The organism is Pseudomonas sp. P97.38, from assembly GCF_001269745.1.
In the GTDB taxonomy this organism is placed as follows: Bacteria; Pseudomonadota; Gammaproteobacteria; order Pseudomonadales; family Pseudomonadaceae; genus Aquipseudomonas; species Aquipseudomonas chlororaphis_E.
In genome coordinates this window covers 29,708-49,513 of record NZ_LHVJ01000011.1, presented here as the reverse complement: position 1 = coordinate 49,513, position 19,806 = coordinate 29,708, and the positions used below count along the sequence as shown (strand labels likewise).

The 19,806-nt window shown below is 62.6% G+C and carries 18 protein-coding genes; 5 read left to right on the top strand and 13 right to left on the bottom strand.

Going from position 1 to position 19,806, the window contains the following annotated elements; translation table 11 throughout:
- Window positions 1-91: 91 nt before the first annotated feature.
- Entirely contained in the window at window positions 92-991 is a 900-nt protein-coding gene (gene lpxO, locus AD664_RS05855; RefSeq protein WP_053145088.1) for a lipid A hydroxylase LpxO, read from the top strand.
- A 21-nt stretch (window positions 992-1,012) separates the two neighbouring features.
- On the opposite strand, the gene ligD is transcribed toward lpxO, so the two are convergent.
- Both ligD and AD664_RS05845 read right to left on the bottom strand, forming a co-directional pair.
- The gene (gene ligD, locus AD664_RS05850) at window positions 1,013-2,974 is read right to left on the bottom strand and encodes a DNA ligase D (RefSeq protein ID WP_053145086.1); all 1,962 of its coding nucleotides are present in this window, start codon (window positions 2,972-2,974) and stop codon (window positions 1,013-1,015) included.
- A gap of 33 nt (window positions 2,975-3,007) precedes the next feature.
- Entirely contained in the window at window positions 3,008-3,907 is a 900-nt protein-coding gene (locus AD664_RS05845; protein ID WP_053145084.1) for a Ku protein, read from the bottom strand.
- 213 nt (window positions 3,908-4,120) lie between these two features.
- On the opposite strand from AD664_RS05845, the gene AD664_RS05840 reads away from it, so the two are divergent.
- The 4 genes from AD664_RS05840 (at window position 4,121) to AD664_RS05825 (ending at window position 7,606) form a co-directional block, all read left to right on the top strand.
- Window positions 4,121-4,465: a hypothetical protein gene (locus AD664_RS05840; RefSeq protein ID WP_053145082.1), complete on the top strand. Its 345-nt coding sequence runs from the start codon at window positions 4,121-4,123 to the stop codon at window positions 4,463-4,465.
- A 45-nt stretch (window positions 4,466-4,510) separates the two neighbouring features.
- Complete coding sequence (locus tag AD664_RS05835) at window positions 4,511-5,659, top strand: PQQ-dependent sugar dehydrogenase (protein ID WP_053145080.1); 1,149 nt, start codon at window positions 4,511-4,513, stop codon at window positions 5,657-5,659.
- A gap of 265 nt (window positions 5,660-5,924) precedes the next feature.
- Window positions 5,925-6,932 (top strand): threonine ammonia-lyase, biosynthetic, encoded by a 1,008-nt coding sequence (gene ilvA / locus AD664_RS05830; protein WP_083454144.1) that lies wholly within the window; start codon window positions 5,925-5,927, stop codon window positions 6,930-6,932.
- 395 nt (window positions 6,933-7,327) lie between these two features.
- Window positions 7,328-7,606 (top strand): DUF1652 domain-containing protein, encoded by a 279-nt coding sequence (locus AD664_RS05825; protein WP_042732138.1) that lies wholly within the window; start codon window positions 7,328-7,330, stop codon window positions 7,604-7,606.
- A gap of 83 nt (window positions 7,607-7,689) precedes the next feature.
- Here the strand turns inward: AD664_RS05825 and AD664_RS05820 are convergent, their stop codons facing one another.
- The 11 genes from AD664_RS05820 to AD664_RS05770 form a co-directional block, all read right to left on the bottom strand.
- Window positions 7,690-7,953: a DUF2790 domain-containing protein gene (locus tag AD664_RS05820; protein ID WP_053145079.1), complete on the bottom strand. Its 264-nt coding sequence runs from the start codon at window positions 7,951-7,953 to the stop codon at window positions 7,690-7,692.
- 199 nt (window positions 7,954-8,152) lie between these two features.
- The gene (locus AD664_RS05815; RefSeq protein WP_053145076.1) at window positions 8,153-9,091 is read right to left on the bottom strand and encodes a carbohydrate kinase; all 939 of its coding nucleotides are present in this window, start codon (window positions 9,089-9,091) and stop codon (window positions 8,153-8,155) included.
- A gap of 12 nt (window positions 9,092-9,103) precedes the next feature.
- Window positions 9,104-10,591, bottom strand: a complete 1,488-nt coding sequence (gene xylB, locus AD664_RS05810) for a xylulokinase (protein WP_053145074.1) — start codon at window positions 10,589-10,591, stop codon at window positions 9,104-9,106.
- Between the two features lie 115 nt (window positions 10,592-10,706).
- Entirely contained in the window at window positions 10,707-12,188 is a 1,482-nt protein-coding gene (locus AD664_RS05805) for a mannitol dehydrogenase family protein (protein WP_053145072.1), read from the bottom strand.
- A gap of 15 nt (window positions 12,189-12,203) precedes the next feature.
- Window positions 12,204-13,307: an ABC transporter ATP-binding protein gene (locus tag AD664_RS05800; protein ID WP_053145070.1), complete on the bottom strand. Its 1,104-nt coding sequence runs from the start codon at window positions 13,305-13,307 to the stop codon at window positions 12,204-12,206.
- A gap of 39 nt (window positions 13,308-13,346) precedes the next feature.
- Window positions 13,347-14,177, bottom strand: coding sequence for a carbohydrate ABC transporter permease (locus AD664_RS05795; RefSeq protein WP_053145068.1), 831 nt, complete (start codon window positions 14,175-14,177; stop codon window positions 13,347-13,349).
- Window positions 14,178-14,187: 10 nt separating this feature from the next.
- Window positions 14,188-15,120, bottom strand: coding sequence for a carbohydrate ABC transporter permease (locus tag AD664_RS05790; RefSeq protein ID WP_042732677.1), 933 nt, complete (start codon window positions 15,118-15,120; stop codon window positions 14,188-14,190).
- A 149-nt stretch (window positions 15,121-15,269) separates the two neighbouring features.
- The gene (locus AD664_RS05785; protein WP_053145066.1) at window positions 15,270-16,580 is read right to left on the bottom strand and encodes a sugar ABC transporter substrate-binding protein; all 1,311 of its coding nucleotides are present in this window, start codon (window positions 16,578-16,580) and stop codon (window positions 15,270-15,272) included.
- A 357-nt stretch (window positions 16,581-16,937) separates the two neighbouring features.
- Window positions 16,938-17,843: an AraC family transcriptional regulator gene (locus AD664_RS05780; protein WP_053145064.1), complete on the bottom strand. Its 906-nt coding sequence runs from the start codon at window positions 17,841-17,843 to the stop codon at window positions 16,938-16,940.
- Between the two features lie 82 nt (window positions 17,844-17,925).
- Entirely contained in the window at window positions 17,926-19,218 is a 1,293-nt protein-coding gene (locus tag AD664_RS05775; RefSeq protein WP_053145062.1) for a glycosyltransferase, read from the bottom strand.
- A 77-nt stretch (window positions 19,219-19,295) separates the two neighbouring features.
- Entirely contained in the window at window positions 19,296-19,667 is a 372-nt protein-coding gene (locus AD664_RS05770) for a response regulator (RefSeq protein ID WP_042730901.1), read from the bottom strand.
- Between the last annotated feature and the right edge of the window lie 139 nt (window positions 19,668-19,806).

The window sequence follows — 19,806 nt, the reverse complement described above, 5'->3', positions numbered from 1 at the left end:
GGCTAGAATGCCATCTCACTCATGCCACCTCCCGTGTCGTCTGATCGAGCGGGATAAGCCGCCTGTTCACTTCAGTATTGCGACGGACTTCGTGAAACTCATTCTCGCTGCGATCTACATCCTGTCCATCGGCTACGTACACCTGCGGGGGCGCGTGCGGCACAAGTTCGGGCGGCAACTGAGCGACCATTCGTCTTTCCTCGCGCCTATCAATTGCCTGCTTTATCTGTGCTCGAAGCTGCCCAACCGGCCGTACCTGAGCCCCGCCGACTTTCCAGACCTGAGCCCGTTGCAGACCCATTGGCAAGAGATCCGCGCCGAAGGCCTGAGCCTGCTGCAGGCCGGGGAGATCAAACGTTCCAATCAGTACGATGACGTAGGCTTCAACTCGTTCTTCAAGACCGGTTGGAAGCGCTTCTACCTCAAGTGGTACGGCGACAGCCACCCGTCGGCCATGAAGCTGTGCCCGCGCACCACCGAACTGGTGCAAGGCATTGGCTCGATCAAGGCGGCGATGTTCGCCGAGCTGCCGCCGGGCTCCAAGCTGGTTCGCCACCGCGACCCGTATGCCGGCTCCTATCGGTATCACCTGGGCCTGGAAACGCCGAACGATGCCGGTTGCTACATCAATGTCGATGGCGAGTCCTACCATTGGCGCGATGGCGAGGCGGTGGTGTTCGACGAGACGTTCATCCATTACGCCGAAAACACCACGCCCCATAACCGCATCATCTTGTTCTGCGACGTGGAACGGCCGATGAAGTTTCGCTGGGCCACGGCGTTCAACCGCTGGTTCAGCCGCACCGTGATGGCCGCCGCCGGTGCCCCCAACGACGCCGGTGACAAGACCGGCGGCTTGAACCGGGCGTTTTCCAGGCTGTACAAGATCCGACTGCAAGGCAAGGCGCTGAAGAAGCGCAACCGCAAGCTGTATTACTTGCAGAAATGGGCCTTCTTTGGCGCTCTGCTGGCGATCTTCGTCTGGATCTGAAGGCGCGCCTGGCCTAGGTGATCATTGCCCGGGCTTCTGCGCGCCCAATTGCTCCCACATCCTGGCGCCGATCCGTTGGCGATGGGCATAGCCTTCCCACGGATCGGCCCCCAGGCCCCGGGCCCGTTCCAGTGCGGTGTTGATGTCCCATTGCTGGGCGTTGCGCAGGCCATCCAGCTCGGCGCGGGCAATCGGCACCGAGACCGGCAACCCCGGCCGCGCCCGAACCGAGTAGGCGCTCACCGTGCTGGCGCCGCGGGCGTTGCGTAGGTAATCGATGAATACCTTGCCGACCCGATTCTTCGGGCCCAGGGTGGCGGTGATCTTTTGCGGCACCTCCCGCGCCAGGAACTGGGAGATTGCCTTGGCGAATGCCTTGGTGGTGTCCCAGCCTTCGCTGCGCGCCAGCGGCACGATGACGTGCATGCCCTTGCCACCGCTGGTCTTCAGAAACGCCTGCAAGCCCAACTCATCGAGCACCGACAAGGTCAAGCGGGTGGTTTCCAGCATCGCGCTCCAGGGCAACGACGGATCGGGGTCCAGGTCCAGGACGAACAGGTCAGGCGTTTCGATCCGCTCGTGGGTGGCGGTCCAGGTATGCAATTCCACGGTGCCCATCTGTGCGGCGCTGACCAGCGACTGGACGCTGTCGATTTCCATCAGGGCCGCATGGCCCGGGTCCAGCGCCTGGTCCAGTTGCCTGATGTGGGGGATCTCCAGGCGATCGGCGTGCTTCTGGAAGAACTGTTCCTCGCCGATCCCGTCGGGCGCGCGCAGCAACGCGACGGGTCGTTGTTTCAAGTGCGGCAGGATCCACGGGGCGATGTCGGCGTAGTACTGGGCCAGCTCGGCTTTCTGCACGCCGCTGAGGCTGTCGATGACCCGGTCCGGGTGGGTGATGCTCACGCCTGCCACCTCCACCGCACGTTGCTTGCGGCCGCGTTGCGGGGGTGAGGCTCGGTGCTTGAGCGGCAACGGGTGCTCGCGGACGATCTTGCCCGCCGGCATGTCGGCCAGCAGTTCGACGAAGGCCGGGCGGTGCACCAGGCCATTGGCGGTCCATTCGGTGAATTCGACTTCACCCACCGAATCGGGGTCGACCCACTGCACGCCACGCGCCTGCACGGGGCTGACCGGTTTGGCCAAGGGCGAAGTGTCGCGTTCCCGTGCGGACATGGCCGCTTGCAGTTGCTCCCTCTGCGCCCGGGTAAACCCCGTGGCAACTCGCCCGGCATACGCCAGTCCGGCACCGTCGTTGACCGCAAGCAGCAGCGCGCCGAAGCCGTCGGGCCGGTCTTGGGGGCGGGTGAAACCGACGATCACGAAGGCCTGGCGCAATCGGCATTTGAGGTTGACCCAATCGCTGCTGCGCCGCGACACATAGGGGCTGCCCAGGCGTTTGCCGACCACCCTGTCCAGTGACAGGGCGCTCGCGCTTTCGAGTATTTCCTCCTCGCTGGCGGAAAAAGCCTCGGAAAACCGCAAGCGCTTGCCGGCGTGGCCCCGCAAAACCTGCTTCAGCGCGGCGCGGCGCTCTTCCACCGGCGTTTGCCGCAGATCCTCGCCATTGAGGAAGGGCGCGTCGAACAGCACGTACACCAGGTCCACGGTACGGCCGATATCGAGGGCGTTGCGCAGGGCGGCGAGGTCCGATTGACCGTCGTCGTCCAGCAGGATCAGGTCACCGTCCAGCCAACTGTCCCCCAGGTTCAATTCGGCCAGGGCGTCGACGTGCAACTTGAGCCGCGCGGTCCAGTCCTCATGATTGCCGCTGAGCAGGCGAATGTTGCCGTTCTCGATGCGGGTCATCAGCCGGTAGCCATCGAATTTGACTTCATAGCGCCATTCGCCCGAGGGCGGCTGTTCCACGGGTGTTGCCAATTGTGGTAACAGCCGTTCGGGCAGCGGGTGGCGGTTGGGGCGGGTGGTTTTGTCCCGATGGGTAGCGGACACACCGGCAGATTCGCGCTTGGCCTTGGCCATGACAGATTCCCTTGTATAGCTGGCAGCCGGGGCTTAGCCCCGGGAGGCCTTGGTGGCTTTTTTTGCGGGGGCGGACTTGCTGGTTTTCGCTGTTTTTGCAGAGGGTTTTGCCGCGGTTTTTGTCGGTTTGTCCGGCGCCTTGCCTTTGCTGCCCAGGCTGCGCTTGAGCAGTTCGGTAAGGTCGATGACGTCGGCGCTCTTGCGCTGTTCTTCGCCCGGGTCGGTCTCTACCGCTTCGAGACGGCCCTCGTTGGCTTTCTTCTCGACCAATTCCATGATCCTGTCCTGGAAGCTGTCGCGGTATTCTTCCGGCGTCCAGTCGGCGCTCATGTCTTCCACTAGGCGCTTGGCCATGTCCAGTTCACCCTTGACCAGGTGGGGCTTGGTGACCTCGTCGCCCAGCTCGAGAATGTCCAGCTCGCGCACTTCCGCCGGCCAACGCAGCATCACCAGCACCAGCGCCGACTCCAGCGGCATCAGCGCGGCCAAGTGTTGGCGTGTGTGCAGCACGACATGGGCCAGGGCCACTTTGTGGGTCTTGACCAGGGTTTCGCGCAGCAGCGCATAGACTTTGCCGCCGCGCTTGTCGGGTGCCAGGAAATACGGGGTGTCGATGTTTTGCAGCGGGATCTTCTCGCTGTCGACAAAGGAAAAAATGTCGATGGTCTGGGTGGATTTGGGGTGCGCCGAGCGGATTTCCTCTTCGTCGAGCAGGACATACTGGCCTTTCTGGTATTGGACGCCTTTGACGATGTTCTCTTTGGTCACTTCCTTGCCCGTGACCTTGTTGACCCGTTTGTAGCCCACCGGGTCCATGCTGCGTTTGTCCAGCCAATCGAAATCGACGCCTTGGGACGAGGTCGCCGACACCAGCGCGACAGGAATGTGGACCAGTCCGAAACTGATTGCGCCTTTCCAGATTGCCCTGGCCATGGTGGTGATGTCCTTGTCGATGGATGTCTCTCTGGTGACCGTCTGGCCTTTGGAAAAGTTTCCACCGTGCGCTGGCTGGCAAGCGTCGTCAACGTGACGCAAGGGCCGTCTTAGAGATGCCTGGTTACATCTTCGCGGGGATATTTCGCTTAACAACGGCGAACCTGCGGCGTAGCGTGCTTTCGATATGGCTGAATCCAGGAGGTGTCCGAAATGAACCGGCTGATGCTCGCCCTCATGGCGCTACTCATGGCCCCGCTGGCCCAGGCCGCCGCGCCACCGCCCAGCCCGACGTTCGTCGTCGCCCAGAACCTGCCGGGCAACAGCAACCCCTATAACAGCCCGACGCGGCGGGCCAATCCCAATAGCATGCAGGGCACCCGGCCGAATGTGCCGACGATCCAGAACAACCCGACGGTGCCGGTGCCTCGGCCACCCACCCTGGACAATGGCGGGATCGGCAACGGCTACCCACGCTCCGGCCCGCCAACGGGCTCGCCACGGCCCACCATCGAATCCCCGACACCCCCCAGAGGAACCCAGGACAGCCATCGCTAGGCGTGGAGCCTGGCTGAATTTTTTTCACTACAGAAGGACGTGTGCATGTTGCCTAAAACACTCCTGGCGGTCTTTTGCGCCAGCGCGGTTCTCACCCTGGTCACGCCGGCTTCAGCCGCGCAGACCCAACAGTTCAAGAGCGAGGAAGGCACCCTGGAGGTGACCACTTTGGCCAAGGGGCTGCAACATCCCTGGTCTGTGGCGTTTCTGCCCGGCCAGCAGGGCATGCTGGTCACCGAGCGCACGGGCAATCTGCGCATGGTAAGCCCTGATGGTCAGCTCTCTGCGCCATTGAGCGGCGTGCCCGAGGTGTGGGCCGAGGGGCAGGGCGGCTTGCTCGACGTCGTACTGTCACCGGACTTCCTGCAGGATCGCACCGTCTACCTGTCTTATGCCGAAGCGGGAGCCGATGGCAAGGCGGGCACCGCCGTGGGCCGGGGACAACTGTCCGAAGACCGCAAGCGCCTGGAAAATTTCAATGTGATCTTCCGCCAGCAACCCAAGCTGTCGACGGGCAATCACTTCGGCTCACGGCTGGTGTTCGACCGGGACGGCTACTTGTTCATTACCCTGGGGGAGAACAATGACCGGCCTACGGCCCAGGACCTGGACAAGCTGCAAGGCAAGATCGTACGTATCTACCCGGACGGCAAGGTCCCGGACGACAACCCTTTTGTCGGGCAGAAAAACGTCCGTCCCGAGATCTGGTCCTATGGCATGCGCAATCCCCAGGGCGCAGCCCTCAACCCCTGGAATGGCACCTTGTGGGAGAACGAACACGGGCCCAAGGGCGGCGATGAGCTGAACGTCATCGAGCGAGGCCAGAATTATGGCTGGCCGCTGGCGACCCACGGCATCAACTATTCGGGTGCCCCGATTCCCGAAGCCCAGGGCAAGACCGCCGAAGGCGCCCTTGGCCCGCTGCATGTCTGGCAAGTGTCGCCAGGGCTCAGCGGCATGGCGTTCTACGACAACGACCGCTTCAAGGCCTGGCAGCGCAACGTGTTCATCGGGGCGTTGGCGTCCAAGGAACTGATCCGCCTGGAGTTCGAAGGCGACAAGGTGGTTCATGAGGAACGCCTGCTGGGTGAACTCGGCGAGCGCGTGCGCGACGTGCGCCAGGGGGCGGATGGCTTCCTGTATGTGCTGACGGATGAGGCCAGCGGGGCGTTGTACAAGGTTGGGTTGAAATAGATAAGGTCGCGCCCACGGGGCTGTTGGGAGTCGGGTTGCCGTGGCCAGGCTCCCACAAGCAGACCTCATGGGCGCAAATTGCAATTGACTTGCCTCCAACGCCCGGCTAGTTTCCAGGCATGACTTTCACCGTACTGCGTAGCCAGCCAAGCATTATTACCGCCATTCCTTATTTGGCGGGTTAGCTGTCGGCTGCACCCAACCCGCCCTGGAGGCGGGTTTTTTCTTTCTGTCTCCCGGGTTCTGTCCAAACCAGGAGACCGCCATGACCGCTACCCCCGCTGAGCAAAACCTGCTGGAGCACTACGTCAAGAAGATCCTCGCCGCGCCGGTGTACGAGCTGGCGGTGCGCACGCCGCTGCAAGCGGCCCCGGCATTGTCTGAAACCTTGGGCAACCGGATCCTGCTCAAGCGCGAGGATTTGCAACCGACGTTTTCTTTCAAGATCCGCGGTGCCTACAACAAACTCGTGCAACTGACCCCGGAGCAGCGCGCCCGGGGTGTCATCACCGCCTCTGCGGGCAACCATGCCCAGGGCGTGGCACTGGCGGCCCGGGAGCTGGGGATTTTGGCCAGCATCGTCATGCCCCTCACGACCCCGGAGCTGAAAGTGCTGGGCGTGCGCAGCCGCGGCGCCGAGGCGTTGTTGCACGGCGAGAGCTTTCCATTCGCCCTGGCCTATGCGCTGGAACTGGCCCGGCAGACGGGGCGCGAGTTCGTGTCGCCATTCGATGACCCGCAAGTGATTGCCGGGCAGGGCACCGTCGCCATGGAAATCCTGCGCCAGCACCCTGGCCAACTGGATGCGGTCTTTGTTCCGGTGGGCGGTGGCGGATTGATCGCCGGGATCGCTGCCTACATCAAGTACCTGCGGCCAGACGTGCGGATCATCGGGGTCGAGTCTGAGCATTCTGCGTGCCTTGCCGCCGCGTTGAGCGCAGCAGAGCGAGTCATCCTGCCGGAAGTGGGCACTTTCGCCGACGGCGTGGCCGTGGCGCAGATAGGCGTCCACAGCTTCGAGGTTTGCCGATTCTGCGTCGATGAAGTGATCACCGTGAGTAACGATCAATTGTGCGCGGCAATCAAGGACATCTATGACGACACCCGTTCGATCACCGAGCCCTCGGGTGCGCTGGCGGTGGCGGGCATCAAGCAGTACGTGGCTCGCACCGGCCTGCGAGGCCGGACCTGGGTGGCGATCAACTCGGGGGCCAACATCAATTTCGACAGTTTGCGCCATGTGGCGGAGCGCGCGGCGGTAGACGCCGTTTGAATTTTTACGCCACGTCACACTTTTTTTGAACGAGGCGACGGACGCCCACTTGCGCGGGCCAAATTGGGGCTACTCTGGCTTCGACAGGATGAAGGCAATTGCAGTTTGCATGAAGAAAGCGCCGTTTCCTTGCATTCTGCACGGGCGGTGCGCCAGGCAACGTCGCTAAGTCATTGATTGATATCAATCTCTGTTTCCGGCGTTGCAGGCATATTTTTTGCGAGAGTGCTCAGGAGCGAGAGTGTTCAGGAGTCCGCTGGTTGGACTCGTTGAATCACAACGCCAAAAAACGAACGAACGGCTCGGCATTCGTAGTCCCAGTCCGCAGGGAAGAAACGGACGAAAATACCGCCGTCGTATACATAAGTTGGCCGCCTCAACAGGAGAGAGTCGCCATGTTTTTATCTGCCCTCGAAATGCGAAACATCATTGAAAGCAGTTTGTTGCCCAAGCGCTCCCAATGCAGCTTGTCACCCGATCTGACAATGACGGTCAAGATTTATGACGATCATGAGACCGATCGCGTGGCGTTGATCAAATCCGATATCGATGCCAAGAAGCTCACCGGTTGCCGGGCGATCAACGACCTGATTGCCGAGTTGCGTACTGAACTCGATCACGGCCACCACATGGGCAGCCATGTTCATCAGCAACACCGAATGACCGGGCGCTAACGGCGGCCTTTTCCCGGTAAGCCTGACGCCTGGGTCCGGTCAACGTCCGAACCCGGCGTCCAGTTTTTTCAGGGCGTTGGCGTTCAGTCCGCGCTCGTGCAAGCCTGCGACAGCTTGTTGTACGAGATATCTCGGGTTTGCCCCGCTTTGTCGATGTACACCATCTGGGCAGTGACCACTTCGCAATAAGGTGTGGACGGCTCCATCAATGAGAGCACCTTCTTGATTTCCAACGGCATTCCATAGCGATAGGGCGTGGGTGAGGGAACGTCGGCGGCCTGGGACAGACCGGCGAAGGCGGTCAGGCTGAGCAACGACACAGCGGCTATTAACGCACGAATATTCATGATCAGAACTCCGCAGCATAGAGAGGTCGACCGGATGCCTGGGCATCGAGGTCTGCCGCGCGGGGCCTTGGGGTGAGGAGGGCGCGGTCCGGGTCAGTGTCGGATCGCGGGATTAAAAGGCGGTTAAGCGCTGCGCTTGGCCGCGGGGCACCCAGGCAACTGCCAGGCCCGAACGGGCGGCAGCCGCTGGGGTGAGGGATCAGTTCAACTGGTGCCGGTAGGGCAGGTCTGGCCCGGTCTTGCCGCAGGTCAGGGCGGCGGCACGCATGGCGAACTCCAGCATGGCGCCGATCTGTTCGCGGCTCAGGCTATGCAGGCCTTCGATCGAATCCAGCCGCTGTTCCGTCAGCCAGGCAATCAACGCCGCCTGGAACGTGTCGCCGGCTCCTACGGTGTCTGCCATCTTCACTGGGTAGGCGGGCATCGACCAGGCGCCGTACTGGCGGCTGAACACCGTGGCGCCCTGGCCGCCACGGGTCAGGAAGACCAACTGGCAACGGTGTTGCAGCCACCCTTCGATGACCGCCTGGGGATCGAGCTCGGGGTAGAGCAGGCTCAAGTCTTCGTCGCTGACCTTGATGAGGTCGGCGTACTCCACCAGCATCGCCATCCGTGAGCGCCACAGTTCGATGTCCGGTTGCGGGTTGAGTCGTACGTTGGGGTCCAGGGTGATCAGGCGCCGGCCGCTTTCGCGCAGCACCAGGGCCAGGAGCGTATCGCCCACCGGCTGGACCACCAGGGAAAACGAGCCCAAGTGCAAGCCACGTACTTCGGGACCCAGCGCCGGCAGGTGCTCCAGGTGCAACTGGCGGTCGGCACAGCCTTCCCCTCGAAAGCTGTAATGGGGGGAGCCATTGGCGCCCACGGCGACCATCGCCAGGGTCGTCGGCGCATCGACCTCCCGCAGGTAATGGGTGCAGACGCCTTCATCCACCAGGACCTGGTGCAAGCGTCGACCGAGGTAGTCGGTGGACAGGCCGGTGAACAGCGCGGCCTCGATCCCCAGGCGGCGCAGCCCCACGGCCACGTTGAACGGCGAGCCACCGGCCAGGGCCTTGAAGTTCACCTGCGAGGCTGGGGTTTGCGCCTCGGTCCCGCTGAAAAAATCAAACAGTGCTTCACCACACACCAGATACATAGTTGCCCGCTCTCAAAGGGTTGCGACGTGTTGTCGGTATCGTTCATAAGCCTGTTGCGACGCCGCGACATGCGCGGCGACAGGCCGGGTTTCGCTGGCTGGGTCGAGCTTGACGCAACGCTCGCACAGCTCGGCCAGGCCATGTTGCGCGCCTGACTGGCACCAGGCAGCCTGGATGGCCGCACCGAGGGCGGCCGCTTCGCTCTGTTCGGTGCAGATGACCGTGGTGTCCATGATATCGGCGACGATCTGCCGCCACACCGGGCTCTTTGAGCCGCCGCCGATCAGCCGGATGCTCTGGGCCTGGAGCCCGTTGGCCCGCAGCAGGTCCAGGCCGTAACGCAAGCCGAAGGTGGTGCCTTCGACCACGGCGCGGCACAGGTTGGCCCGGGTCAGGTTGGTGGTGGTCAGGCCCAGCAGGCTGCCGGTGGCGTGGGGCAGGGCCGGGACCCGCTCGCCGTTGAGGAACGGCAGCATGCACACGCCCTCGGCGCCGATCGGCGCTTCGGTCACCAGGGTGTTGAAGGCGTCGATGTCCAGCGCCAAAAGCTCACGGACGGCCCCGGTGGCGTTGGTCAGGTTCATGGTGCAGATCAGCGGCAGCCAGCCACTGCTGGAGGAACAGAACGTCGCTACCGACGGCTGCGGGCTGACCACCGGCTCAGCGGCATAGGCGTATACCGTGCCGGAGGAACCGAGGCTCATGGTGATCACGCCGGGCTGGATATTGCCGGTGCCGATGGCGCCCATCATGTTGTCGCCGCCACCGCTGGCCACCACGGCGTCAGGGTTGATGCCCAGGTGCGCGGCGATGGCCGGCAGGATGCGCCCGACCGGTTGGTGCGCCTCGATCAGTTCCGGCAGCGCCGATTGCAGGCGTCCGCTGGGGTCGATGTGGCTCAGCAATGATTCATCCCATTGACGGGTGCGGACATTGAAATAGCCGGTGCCCGAGGCGTCGCCATATTCGGTGCAGTGGCGGCCGGTGAGCCAGTGGTTGAGAAAGTCGTGGGGCAACAGGATGCGGGCGATGCGGTTGAACACCTGCGGATGCTGCTCCCGGGTCCACAGCAGTTTCGACACGGTGTAGCCGGGGGCGATGACCACGCCGAGGCGCGCCAGGGAGCCGCTTTCGCCGCCCAGGTGGGCCAGCAACCGGTCGTTTTCCGGCGTGCTTTCGGTGTCGCACCAGAGCTTGGCCGGGCGCAGCACCTGGTCTTGCTCGTCGAGTAGCACCAGCCCGTGTTGCTGGCCAGACACACCGATGCCGAGAATGGCCTGGCCATCCACTCCGGCGTTGGCCAGCGCTTGCCGGGTCGCTTGGGTGAAGGCTTCGAGCCATTCCCCGGTGTCTTGTTCACGGCAGCCGTTGGGGCCGCTGATCATGGAGTGGGCCGCCGCACCGAGGCCCAGGACCTGGCCACTGGTGGCGTCCAGAACCAGCGCCTTGGTGCCTTGGGTGCCGCAGTCGATGCCCAGGAACAGTTGTTGGTTTGCCATAGAAATCCTTGATATCAATGAACCGTCAGCACAGAACTGTTTGGACCGGGACATGGTGGAACCTGTGGCGGGGGGATTTATCCCCTCGCCACCAAAAGCGGCCGGATCCGCAGGTTTATTCTGTGTCAGCCAATACTCGCTCAAGTGTTCGCGTTACCCCGTGTTCGCGCAAGCTGTTGCAGCACCATTCGAAGGCTGCCACGAACTCCGGCGAGCGGGGGATGGCCGTGCCAAAGATTTCTTCCACTTCCAGCAATCGCTGGGTGACCAGCGCATCGTCGGCCACCAGCGCCTGGCAGAACGCTGCCCGTGGGTCTGGAATCGTATAGGCCAGGCTATTTTCGTCCACGCCCTTGAGGTACACGGCCCACGCTGCCACCACCAGGGCCGCACGACGTGTCTCGCGCCCGTCGGCGATCAGGCGATTGATCGTCGGTACGGTGAACTTGGGAAACTTCGACGAGCCGTCCGAGCACACCCGCTCCAGTTGGTCGGCAATCGCCTGGTTGGAAAAGCGCTCCACCAGGGTGTCCTTGTAGTCGGCCAGGTCGATGCCCGGCACCGGCGCCAGTTGCGGCGTGACGTCCAGGTCCATGTAGGCGCGCATGTAGCGCACGAACAGCGGGTCGTTCATGGTCTCGTGGACAAAGCGATAGCCCTTGAGAAAGCCCAGGTAGGTCAACGCCAGGTGGCTGCCGTTGAGCAGCTTGATCTTCATTTCTTCATAGGGGGTGACGTCGTCGGTGAACTGCACGCCGACCTTTTCCCAGGCCGGACGACCGTTGACGAACTTGTCTTCCAATACCCATTGCACGAACGGCTCGCAGACCACCGGCCAGGCGTCGTCGATGCCGTGTTCGTCGTGCAATTGCAGGCGGTGAGCGACGCTGGTCATGGGCGTGATGCGGTCGACCATGGCGTTGGGGAAGCTGACGTTCCGGTCGATCCACTGGCCCAGCTCGGCGTCCCGCAGCGCGGCGAAGGCCAGCAGCGCCTTGCGGGTCACGGCGCCGTTGTGGGGCAGGTTATCGCAGGACATCAGGGTGAACGCCGGCGTGCCGGCGGCGCGGCGCTTGGCGAGCGCGGCGCAGAGGAAACCAAACACGGTCTTTGGCGCGTCAGGATGGGCCAGGTCGTGCTGGATCTGTGGCAGATGGGCCATGAACTCGCCATTGCTGTCGTCGATGCAATAGCCGCCTTCGGTGATGGTCAGCGAGACGATGCGGATCTGCGGGTCGGCGAGCTTGTCGATCAGCGCCTGGGCGCCGTCCTCGGCCAGCAGCATGGCGTTGATGGCGCCGATCACCCGGACTTCGGTGTCGTCGGTGTCGCCCAGCTCGTACAGGGTGAACAGGTAGTCCTGGCCGGCCAGGTCGTCCCGGGCGCGGCGATCCTCGGCCCGCAGGCCGATGCCACAGATGGCCCAGTCCAGGTCGGTGCCGGTGTTCATCAGGGCGTCGGTGTAGTACGCCTGGTGAGCTCGGTGAAAGCCGCCGACGCCGATGTGGGCGATGCCCTGGCGGACTTCGCTCAGAGAGTAGGCGGGCAGGGCGACCGCCGGGTTGAGGTTGTGCAGGTTCTGTCGGTTGAGTTTCATCGCGGTTCTCGGCAATCAGGCGGCGGCGCGCAGCGCACGGGGGACCGCTACGCCATCGGCATCGAATAGGTGGCAGTGTTCAGCGTCCAGGTGCAGGTTCAGTTGCTCGCCAAAGCGGCTGGCCAGGTCGCCGCGCACTCGCATGGTCAGGGCCTCGCCGGAGGCCGTCACGACGTGGCAGAACGTGTCGCTGCCCAGTCGCTCGCTGACGTCGGCGGTGACCGCCAGCGTGCAATCGCCCGGTTGGGCCAGGTTCAGGTGTTCCGGGCGAATCCCCAGGGTGACCTCAGCGCCGACGCTCAGGCGGGCGCCGCTCAAAGGCAGATGGATCCGGGTGCCGGCGTCCAGCAGCACTTCACAGCCCTGGCTGTCGAGCCCACTGACCTTGCCCTTGAGAAAACCCATCTTGGGCGTGCCGAGGAACCCGGCGACAAACAGGTTGGCCGGCTGGTGATACAGCTCCAGCGGCGAGCCGACCTGTTCGATGCGCCCGCCGTTGAGCACCACCACCTTGTCGGCCAGGGTCATGGCCTCGACCTGGTCGTGGGTCACGTAGATCATGGTCGCTTGCAGTTCCTTGTGCAGCCGCGCCAGCTCCAGGCGCATCTGCACCCGCAGTGCGGCGTCGAGGTTGGACAAGGGTTCGTCGAACAGGAAGATCTTCGGGTTGCGCACGATGGCCCGGCCGATGGCCACGCGCTGGCGCTGGCCGCCGGACAGCTGCTTGGGCTTGCGTTCGAGCATTGGCCCCAGTTCGAGGATGCGTGCGGCTTCGTTGACCTTTTTCTCGACCTCGGCCTTGGGCACGCCGGCCAGATCCAGGGCGAAGGACATGTTCTTGCGCACGCTCATGTGCGGGTACAGGGCATAGGTCTGGAAGACCATCGCCAGGTCGCGCTTGGCCGGGCTGACTTCGGTGATGTCTCGTCCGTCCAGTTCGATGGTGCCGTCGCTGACTTCCTCCAGGCCGGCAATCAGCCGCAGCAACGTGGACTTGCCGCAGCCCGAGGGGCCGACGAACACCACGAACTCGCGGTCGTTCACTTCAAGGTCGATGCCCTTGATGATGGAAAAACCTTCGAAGCCTTTTTGCAGATTCTTGATTTTCAGGTTGGCCATGAGGATGGGCCTCCACTTCTTATAAGGGTGTAGGGCGCGTTATTTCACGGCGCCGAAAGACAAACCGCGCACCAGCTGTTTCTGGCTGATCCAGCCGAAAATCAGGATCGGCGCGCAGGCGAGGGTCGAGACGGCGGACAATTTGGCCCAGAACAGCCCTTCGGGACTGGAGTACGAGGCGATCAGCGCCGTCAGCGGCGCGGCTTTGGACGATGTCAGGTTCAGTGACCAGAACGCCTCGTTCCAGCACAGGATCAGCGACAGCAGCACGGTGGACGCCAGGCCACCCTTGGCGATCGGCAACAGCACGCGCACCATCTCCTGCCACAGCGTGGCCCCGTCCAAGCGGGCGGCTTCGAGGATGTCGCGGGGAATGTCCTTGAAGTAGGTGTAGATCATCCAGACCACGATCGGCAGGTTGATCAGCGTGTAGATGGCGATCAGCGCGATCCGCGTGTCCAGCAGGCCAAAGCTCTTGGCCAGCAGGTAGATGGGCATCAGCACGCCCACCGGAGGCAGCATCTTGGTGGAGAGCATCCACAGCAAGGTGCCTTTGGTGCGTTGGGTTTCGTAGAACGCCATGGAGTAGGCCGCCGGCACCGCGATCAGCAGGCACAGGGCGGTGGCGCTGAAGGAAATGACCACCGAGTTCCAGGCGAAGCTGAAGTAGTTGCTGCGCTCGTTGATGTGCAGGTAGTTCTCCAGCGTCGGCGTAAAGATGAACTGCGGCGGCGTGGCGAACGCATCGATTTCGGTCTTGAAGCTGGTCAGCACCATCCAGAAGATCGGAAAGAAGATCACGATGGCGATGGCCCACGCCAGCGTACCCAGCAGCAGGCTTTGCAGGCGACGCGATTGTTGAAGTGTCATGGCGGCGGCCTCAATGCTTGTCGGTGAGGTTTTTGCCAATCATCCGCACCAGGATGATGGCGGCGATGTTGGCGATGACCACGGCAATCAGGCCACCGGCCGACGCCATGCCGACGTCGAACTGCACCAGCGCCTGGTTGTAGATCAGGTAGGCGAGGTTGGTGGAGGCGTAGCCTGGGCCACCGTTGGTGGTGGTGAAAATCTCGGCGAACACCGACAGCAGGAAAATCGTCTCGATCATCAGCACCACGGCAATCGGCCGCGCCAGGTGCGGCAGGGTCAGGTGCCAGAAAATCGCGATCGGGCCGGCACCGTCCAGGCGCGCGGCTTCTTTCTGTTCCTGGTCGAGGGACTGCATGGCGGTCATCAGGATCAGGATCGCGAAGGGCAGCCATTGCCAGCTCACAATGATGATGATCGACAACAACGGGTAGTGGGCGAGCCAGTCCACCGGTTGTGCGCCGAACAGTTTCCACACGGCGGCGAGAATTCCCGAAACCGGGTGGAAAATCAGGTTCTTCCAGATCAGCGCGCCGACGGTGGGCATGATGAAGAATGGCGAGATCAGCAGCACCCGTACGATGCCGCGACCGAAAAACTCGCTGGCCTCCAACAACGCGCTGATCAATACCCCGAGCACGATACTGATCAGCAGCACACTGCCCACCAGCAAAAGGGTATTGGTGGCGCCGGGCATGAACCCCGAGTCGGTCAGGAAGTAAGTGAAGTTCTCCAGCCCGACGAACTCGTTTTCGCCGGGATAGAGCAGGTTGTAGCGGATCATCGAGAAGTAGACGGTCATGCCCAGCGGCACGATCATCCACAGCAGCAACAGGGCCACCGATGGGCTGACCAGGAACCAGCCAGGGTTCGCCAGGCGGATCTTGCGCGCCGGCGGGGCAACCCCGATGGGCGCCTTGGTGGTTGTCGTCGAAGTATTCATGGCATTGGACCGATGTGTGCAGGCCTACAGAAAATCCCTGTGGGAGCGGGCTTGCTCGCGAATAAGGCAGTACATCCAACATCAATGTGACCGCCAGATCGCTTTCGCGAGCAAGCCCGCTCCTACAAAAGACAGAGCGGCGGCGCGGCTTACTTGGGATAACCGGCGCGTTTCATCTCGCGTTCGGTGGTCGATTGCGCGGCGGTCAGCGCCTGGTCCACGCTCTGCTGGCCGGTCAGCGCGCCAGAGAAGAACTTGCCCACTTGGGTGCCGATCGCCTGGAACTCAGGAATGGTCACCAACTGGATGCCGATGTAAGGCACCGGTTTGAGGGTTGGCGCTTTCGGGTCGGCGACTTTCAGCGATTCCAGCGTCACCTTGGCAAACGGCGCCGCCTTCATATACTCCTCGCTATAGGTCGAGGTACGGGTGCCTGGCGGAACGTTGGCGATGCCGTCGGTCTTGGCGACCAGTTGGCTGTATTGCTTGGAGGTCGCCCAGGTGGTGAAGACCTTGGCCGCGTCCTTGGCCTTGGAGCTGGTGGGGATCGCCAGCGACCAGGAATACATCCACGAGGTGCCCTTGTCGGTTTTCTCGTGGGGCGCGAAGGTGAAGCCGACGTGATCGGCGACCTTGCTCTGGGTCTTGTCGGTCACGAACGAGCCGGCGACGCTGGCGTCGACCCAGATCGCGCACTTGCCGCTGTTGAACAGCGCCAGGTTTTCGTTGAAACCATTGCTGGACGCGCCCGGCGGGCCGGACTTCTTCATGTTGTTGACGTAGAAGTTCAGCGCATCCTTCCATTCGGGGCCATTGAATTCAGGCTGCCACTTCTCGTCGAACCAGCGTGCGCCGAAGCCGTTGGCCAGGGTGGTGATCAGGGCCATGTTCTCGCCCCAACCGGCTTTGCCCCGCAGGCACAGGCCGTACTGTTCCTTGGATTTGTCGGTGAGCTTCTCGGCGAACTCACCGATCTGGGTCCAGGTCGGGTGTTCGGGCATGGTCAGCCCGGCGTCCTTGAACAGGTCGGTGCGGTAGTAGGTGATCGAGCTCTCGGCATAGAACGGCAGGGCGTACAGCGAGCCCTTGACGGACAAGCCGTCACGCACGGAAGGGAAAACGTCGTCCAATTCATAGGACGCCGGCAGGTCCTTCATCGGCTCCAGCCAGCCCTTGGCGCCCCAGAGTGCGGCTTCGTACATGCCGATGGTCAGCACGTCGAACTGGCCGCCCTGGGTGGCGATGTCGGTGGTCAGGCGCTGGCGCAGGACGTTTTCTTCGAGCACCACCCAATTCAACTGGATATCCGGGTGCTCGGCCTCGAAGGTCTTCGAGAGCTTCTGCATACGGATCATGTCGCTGTTGTTGACGGTGGCAATGGTGAGGGTCTGTGCGCCGAAACTGACGCTGCTGAGGGTCATGCAGGTGGAGACAAGCAGAGCTTTTACCGAAGGTTTCATCGCGCACTCCTTTTCCGCGCCAGGGGCTGCAGAAGGACAGTTATTGTTTTTGTGTCTTCCGGATGAAGGGAAGAATGTGCGCTGATTACAGCCCGCCTTGCACGGCGTGACAAATCATCCGTCGCACTTGTGCTGATACTTTTTTGCACTGGATTCGATTGGCGTCAGGCACTGGCGGGCAGGTAAATGACCTGTGGCGAGGGAGCTTGCTCCCGCTCGGGTGCGTAGCAGCCGCAAAAAAGGGCTGCTTCGCAACCCAGCGGGAGCAAGCTCCCTCGCCACAGGGGATTTTCGTTTATTTGAGGGGGGGCAAGCTGTTCCCACAAAAAAAGCTGCGCTAGGGCTGATCCAGCCGCATCAACCCTGGTTCTGCTCGGTCAAACGCTGCACCGCCAGGCGTCGGTAATGGGACGGGGTCATGCCCTTGAGCTGCTGGAAGCGCCGGTTGAAGTTGGAGATGTTGTTGAAGCCCGATTCAAAGCACACGTCTGTCACCGGTTTGTTGCCGTCGGCCAGCAGTTCGCAGGATTTGCTGATGCGCAGGCGATTGACGAATTCGATGAAACACCGGCCCGTGGCCTGCTTGAACACGCGGCTGAAGTACGTCGGCTTCATGCCCAGGTGCTCGGCGACTTCTTCCAGGGACAGTTCCCGGGCGTAGTGGGCAAAGATGTAGTCGACCGCGCGGTTGGTGCGGTCGATGCTGTGCTCGTCCGCCGGCTGCGAGGCAGTAGAGCCGGAAAGCAACTGGTAGTCATCGGTGCCTGCCAGCAGCTCCATCAGGATGAAGAAATGCCCCAGGCGGCTCATGCCCTGGGCGTCGGCGATCCGCTGCATCAGGATCATGGCCTGGTGGATGGTGCGCTTGCAGCGGAACTCGATGCCGTACTGGGCCCGCTCCAACAGCGGTGCGACGGTCTTGAGCTCGGCAAAGACCTGATGACCGCTCTCGAACAGCTCGTCGGTGAAATTCACCAGCATGTCGCGCTTGGGCACCACTTCGTCCTCGGCCACCTGGCTGATCCAGTTGTGGGGCAGGTTAGGGCCGGTGAGAAACAGCGACTGCGGGTAGAAGTTGCCGATGTAGTCGCCGATGAACACCTTGCCGGAACTGGCGACGATCAGGTGCAGCTCGTATTCCTTGTGGAAATGCCAGCGCACCAGCGGGCACGGGAAACCGTGCTGGCGGTAGATGATGGACAGCCCGTTATGGTCATCCATCAACTCATAGGAAGGGTCGGTGACTCTCGCTGTTCGGGTCATGGGCCTGGCGCTTTTGTTGTTATCGCCGCTGGATAATGCCCCCTTCGTACGGCGGGTGCCAGCCCGGAGCCGATGTTGCGCCTCAGCCGTTGCGATTTTTTTCCTCGATCCACTGGGCCATGTACTGAGTGCTCTTGTGCTGGTGATGGCGCAGCATGCTGCCGGTAAAATTGTCCCGGCGTCGTTGCGCCAACTGCGCTCGGCAGGCCTCGATGCTTTCGATCAGCGCCGGGCCGTGCACCTGTTTGCGGTAGCGGTCCTGCAACAGGGCGAAGCCGGCGTCCCGGGCCTGGGTCCAGCGTGCCTGGTCGCGGTACAACTGCACCGCCGCATTGGCGATGGCCTCGGCGCTGTGGGCGATCACGCCGGGCCAGGGGTTCTCGCCCTGCATGGCCTCGGCGCCGATGGGGGTGGTGACATTCGGCGTGCCGCAGAGCATGGCGTCGATCAATTTGCCCTTGATGCCCGCGCCGAAGCGCAGGGGGGCTAGGCAGATGCGGGCGGCAGACATGACCTGCAAGGCATCTTCGGCCCAGTTCATGATGTGAAAGCCTTGCGCCGGGTTGTGCAGCGCGGCGGCCTTGGGCGGGGTGTAGGCACCGTACAAGTGCAGTTGCGCCGTCGGCAGTTGTTGGCGGATCAACGGCCAGATGGCGTTTTTCATCCACAGCACCGCATCCCAGTTCGGCGCATGGCGGAAGTTGCCGATGCTGAGAAAGTGCGCCCGGTCTTCGAACGGCACGGGCACCTCACTGGACAGGTCGAGCATCAGCGGGCACCAATGCAGCAGGCTGCGAGGCAGCTTGAAGTGTTCCACCAACAGTTCGATTTCGACCTCGGACACCATCAGGTTGAGGTCACAGCGGTACAGGGCGGCGATTTCTCGCTTGGCCAGGTCGGTGTCGGCCATCCGTTCGAACTCCTCACGCAGGGCCGGGGCGAACAGATCGCTGAAGTCCTGGGCGGTGTCGTCGACTTTCAGGCGATCCTTGAGGCGTTGATGACGGGCGTGGCGCAGGCTTTGCAGATCGGACGTCTCCAGCACGCGTACGGCGGTGGGGCAGTGCTTCTCCACCCGCCAGCCGAACTGCTCTTCCATCAGGAACTGGTCGAACAGGACGATATCGGGCGCCAGTTCGCGGATGAAGGTATCGAAACTGCTGCTATTGAGTTCGATCGGCTCCTCGCGGATGCCCAGGGCGGCGAGGTCGGCGCGGTGTTCGCCAAAACCGGCGGGGCTGCTGAAGGTGATGTCCCAGCCCTGGCCGAGGAAGGTTTCCAGGATCTGCATGACGTGCCCGCTGGCAGCCGATGAGCGTGGCTCTGGCCAGACATAGCCGATAACCAGGACTTTGGTGGCGGTGGGGTGACGCATGGGCGGGCGCTTCCTTGGATCGAATCAGGCGCCGTCGGCGCGCGGGGCGCCGATAGTGACCAAGATTACGCCCGGGCTCAAGAAAGAATGCCTTGGACCTTGTCGCGCAACTGATCGATGGAAAACGGCTTGCCGATCACCGCCATGCCCTCGGGTACGTCGATGCTCTCGGCATAGCCGCTGGCAAACAGGATCGCCAGCCCGGGGCGCACCAGCCTGGCCTGCTTGGCCAGTTCCCGGCCGTCCATCACCGGCAGGCCCACGTCGGTCATCATCAGCGCGATGGGCTGCTGCTCGTTGCGCAAAAATTCCAGCGCCTGGTCACAGCCATCTGCCTCCAGCACCCGGTACTCCAGCTCTTCCAGCACATCGACGATCAGCATCCGTACAATGTCATCGTCCTCGACGACCAGAATGGTGGGTGGGGTGGCGGGAACAGGGGTGGACATATCGGCATTCTCGAAAAAAGGGACGGGTGGGGCATCAATATGATTCGCCTCATGCATCAGTAAGTGGCGAGGTGGCACAAGTTCCCGGAGTTGTACAAGAAAGGATCTATAGTACAAGAGCTGACAAGGATAGTCGCTT

What these genes read in the sequence shown, in the direction of transcription:
- AD664_RS05840 (WP_053145082.1), top strand. Translation starts at nt 4,121, where the DNA reads ATGAACCGGCTGATGCTCGCCCTCATGGCGCTACTCATGGCCCCGCTG.
- ligD (WP_053145086.1), bottom strand. Translation starts at nt 2,974, where the DNA reads ATGGCCAAGGCCAAGCGCGAATCTGCCGGTGTGTCCGCTACCCATCGG.
- AD664_RS05775 (WP_053145062.1), bottom strand. Translation starts at nt 19,218, where the DNA reads ATGCGTCACCCCACCGCCACCAAAGTCCTGGTTATCGGCTATGTCTGG.
- AD664_RS05790 (WP_042732677.1), bottom strand. Translation starts at nt 15,120, where the DNA reads ATGAATACTTCGACGACAACCACCAAGGCGCCCATCGGGGTTGCCCCG.
- AD664_RS05800 (WP_053145070.1), bottom strand. Translation starts at nt 13,307, where the DNA reads ATGGCCAACCTGAAAATCAAGAATCTGCAAAAAGGCTTCGAAGGTTTT.
- AD664_RS05780 (WP_053145064.1), bottom strand. Translation starts at nt 17,843, where the DNA reads ATGACCCGAACAGCGAGAGTCACCGACCCTTCCTATGAGTTGATGGAT.
- AD664_RS05825 (WP_042732138.1), top strand. Translation starts at nt 7,328, where the DNA reads ATGTTTTTATCTGCCCTCGAAATGCGAAACATCATTGAAAGCAGTTTG.
- ilvA (WP_083454144.1), top strand. Translation starts at nt 5,925, where the DNA reads ATGACCGCTACCCCCGCTGAGCAAAACCTGCTGGAGCACTACGTCAAG.
- AD664_RS05805 (WP_053145072.1), bottom strand. Translation starts at nt 12,188, where the DNA reads ATGAAACTCAACCGACAGAACCTGCACAACCTCAACCCGGCGGTCGCC.
- AD664_RS05815 (WP_053145076.1), bottom strand. Translation starts at nt 9,091, where the DNA reads ATGTATCTGGTGTGTGGTGAAGCACTGTTTGATTTTTTCAGCGGGACC.
- AD664_RS05770 (WP_042730901.1), bottom strand. Translation starts at nt 19,667, where the DNA reads ATGTCCACCCCTGTTCCCGCCACCCCACCCACCATTCTGGTCGTCGAG.
- AD664_RS05795 (WP_053145068.1), bottom strand. Translation starts at nt 14,177, where the DNA reads ATGACACTTCAACAATCGCGTCGCCTGCAAAGCCTGCTGCTGGGTACG.
- AD664_RS05835 (WP_053145080.1), top strand. Translation starts at nt 4,511, where the DNA reads ATGTTGCCTAAAACACTCCTGGCGGTCTTTTGCGCCAGCGCGGTTCTC.
- xylB (WP_053145074.1), bottom strand. Translation starts at nt 10,591, where the DNA reads ATGGCAAACCAACAACTGTTCCTGGGCATCGACTGCGGCACCCAAGGC.
- AD664_RS05820 (WP_053145079.1), bottom strand. Translation starts at nt 7,953, where the DNA reads ATGAATATTCGTGCGTTAATAGCCGCTGTGTCGTTGCTCAGCCTGACC.
- AD664_RS05785 (WP_053145066.1), bottom strand. Translation starts at nt 16,580, where the DNA reads ATGAAACCTTCGGTAAAAGCTCTGCTTGTCTCCACCTGCATGACCCTC.
- AD664_RS05845 (WP_053145084.1), bottom strand. Translation starts at nt 3,907, where the DNA reads ATGGCCAGGGCAATCTGGAAAGGCGCAATCAGTTTCGGACTGGTCCAC.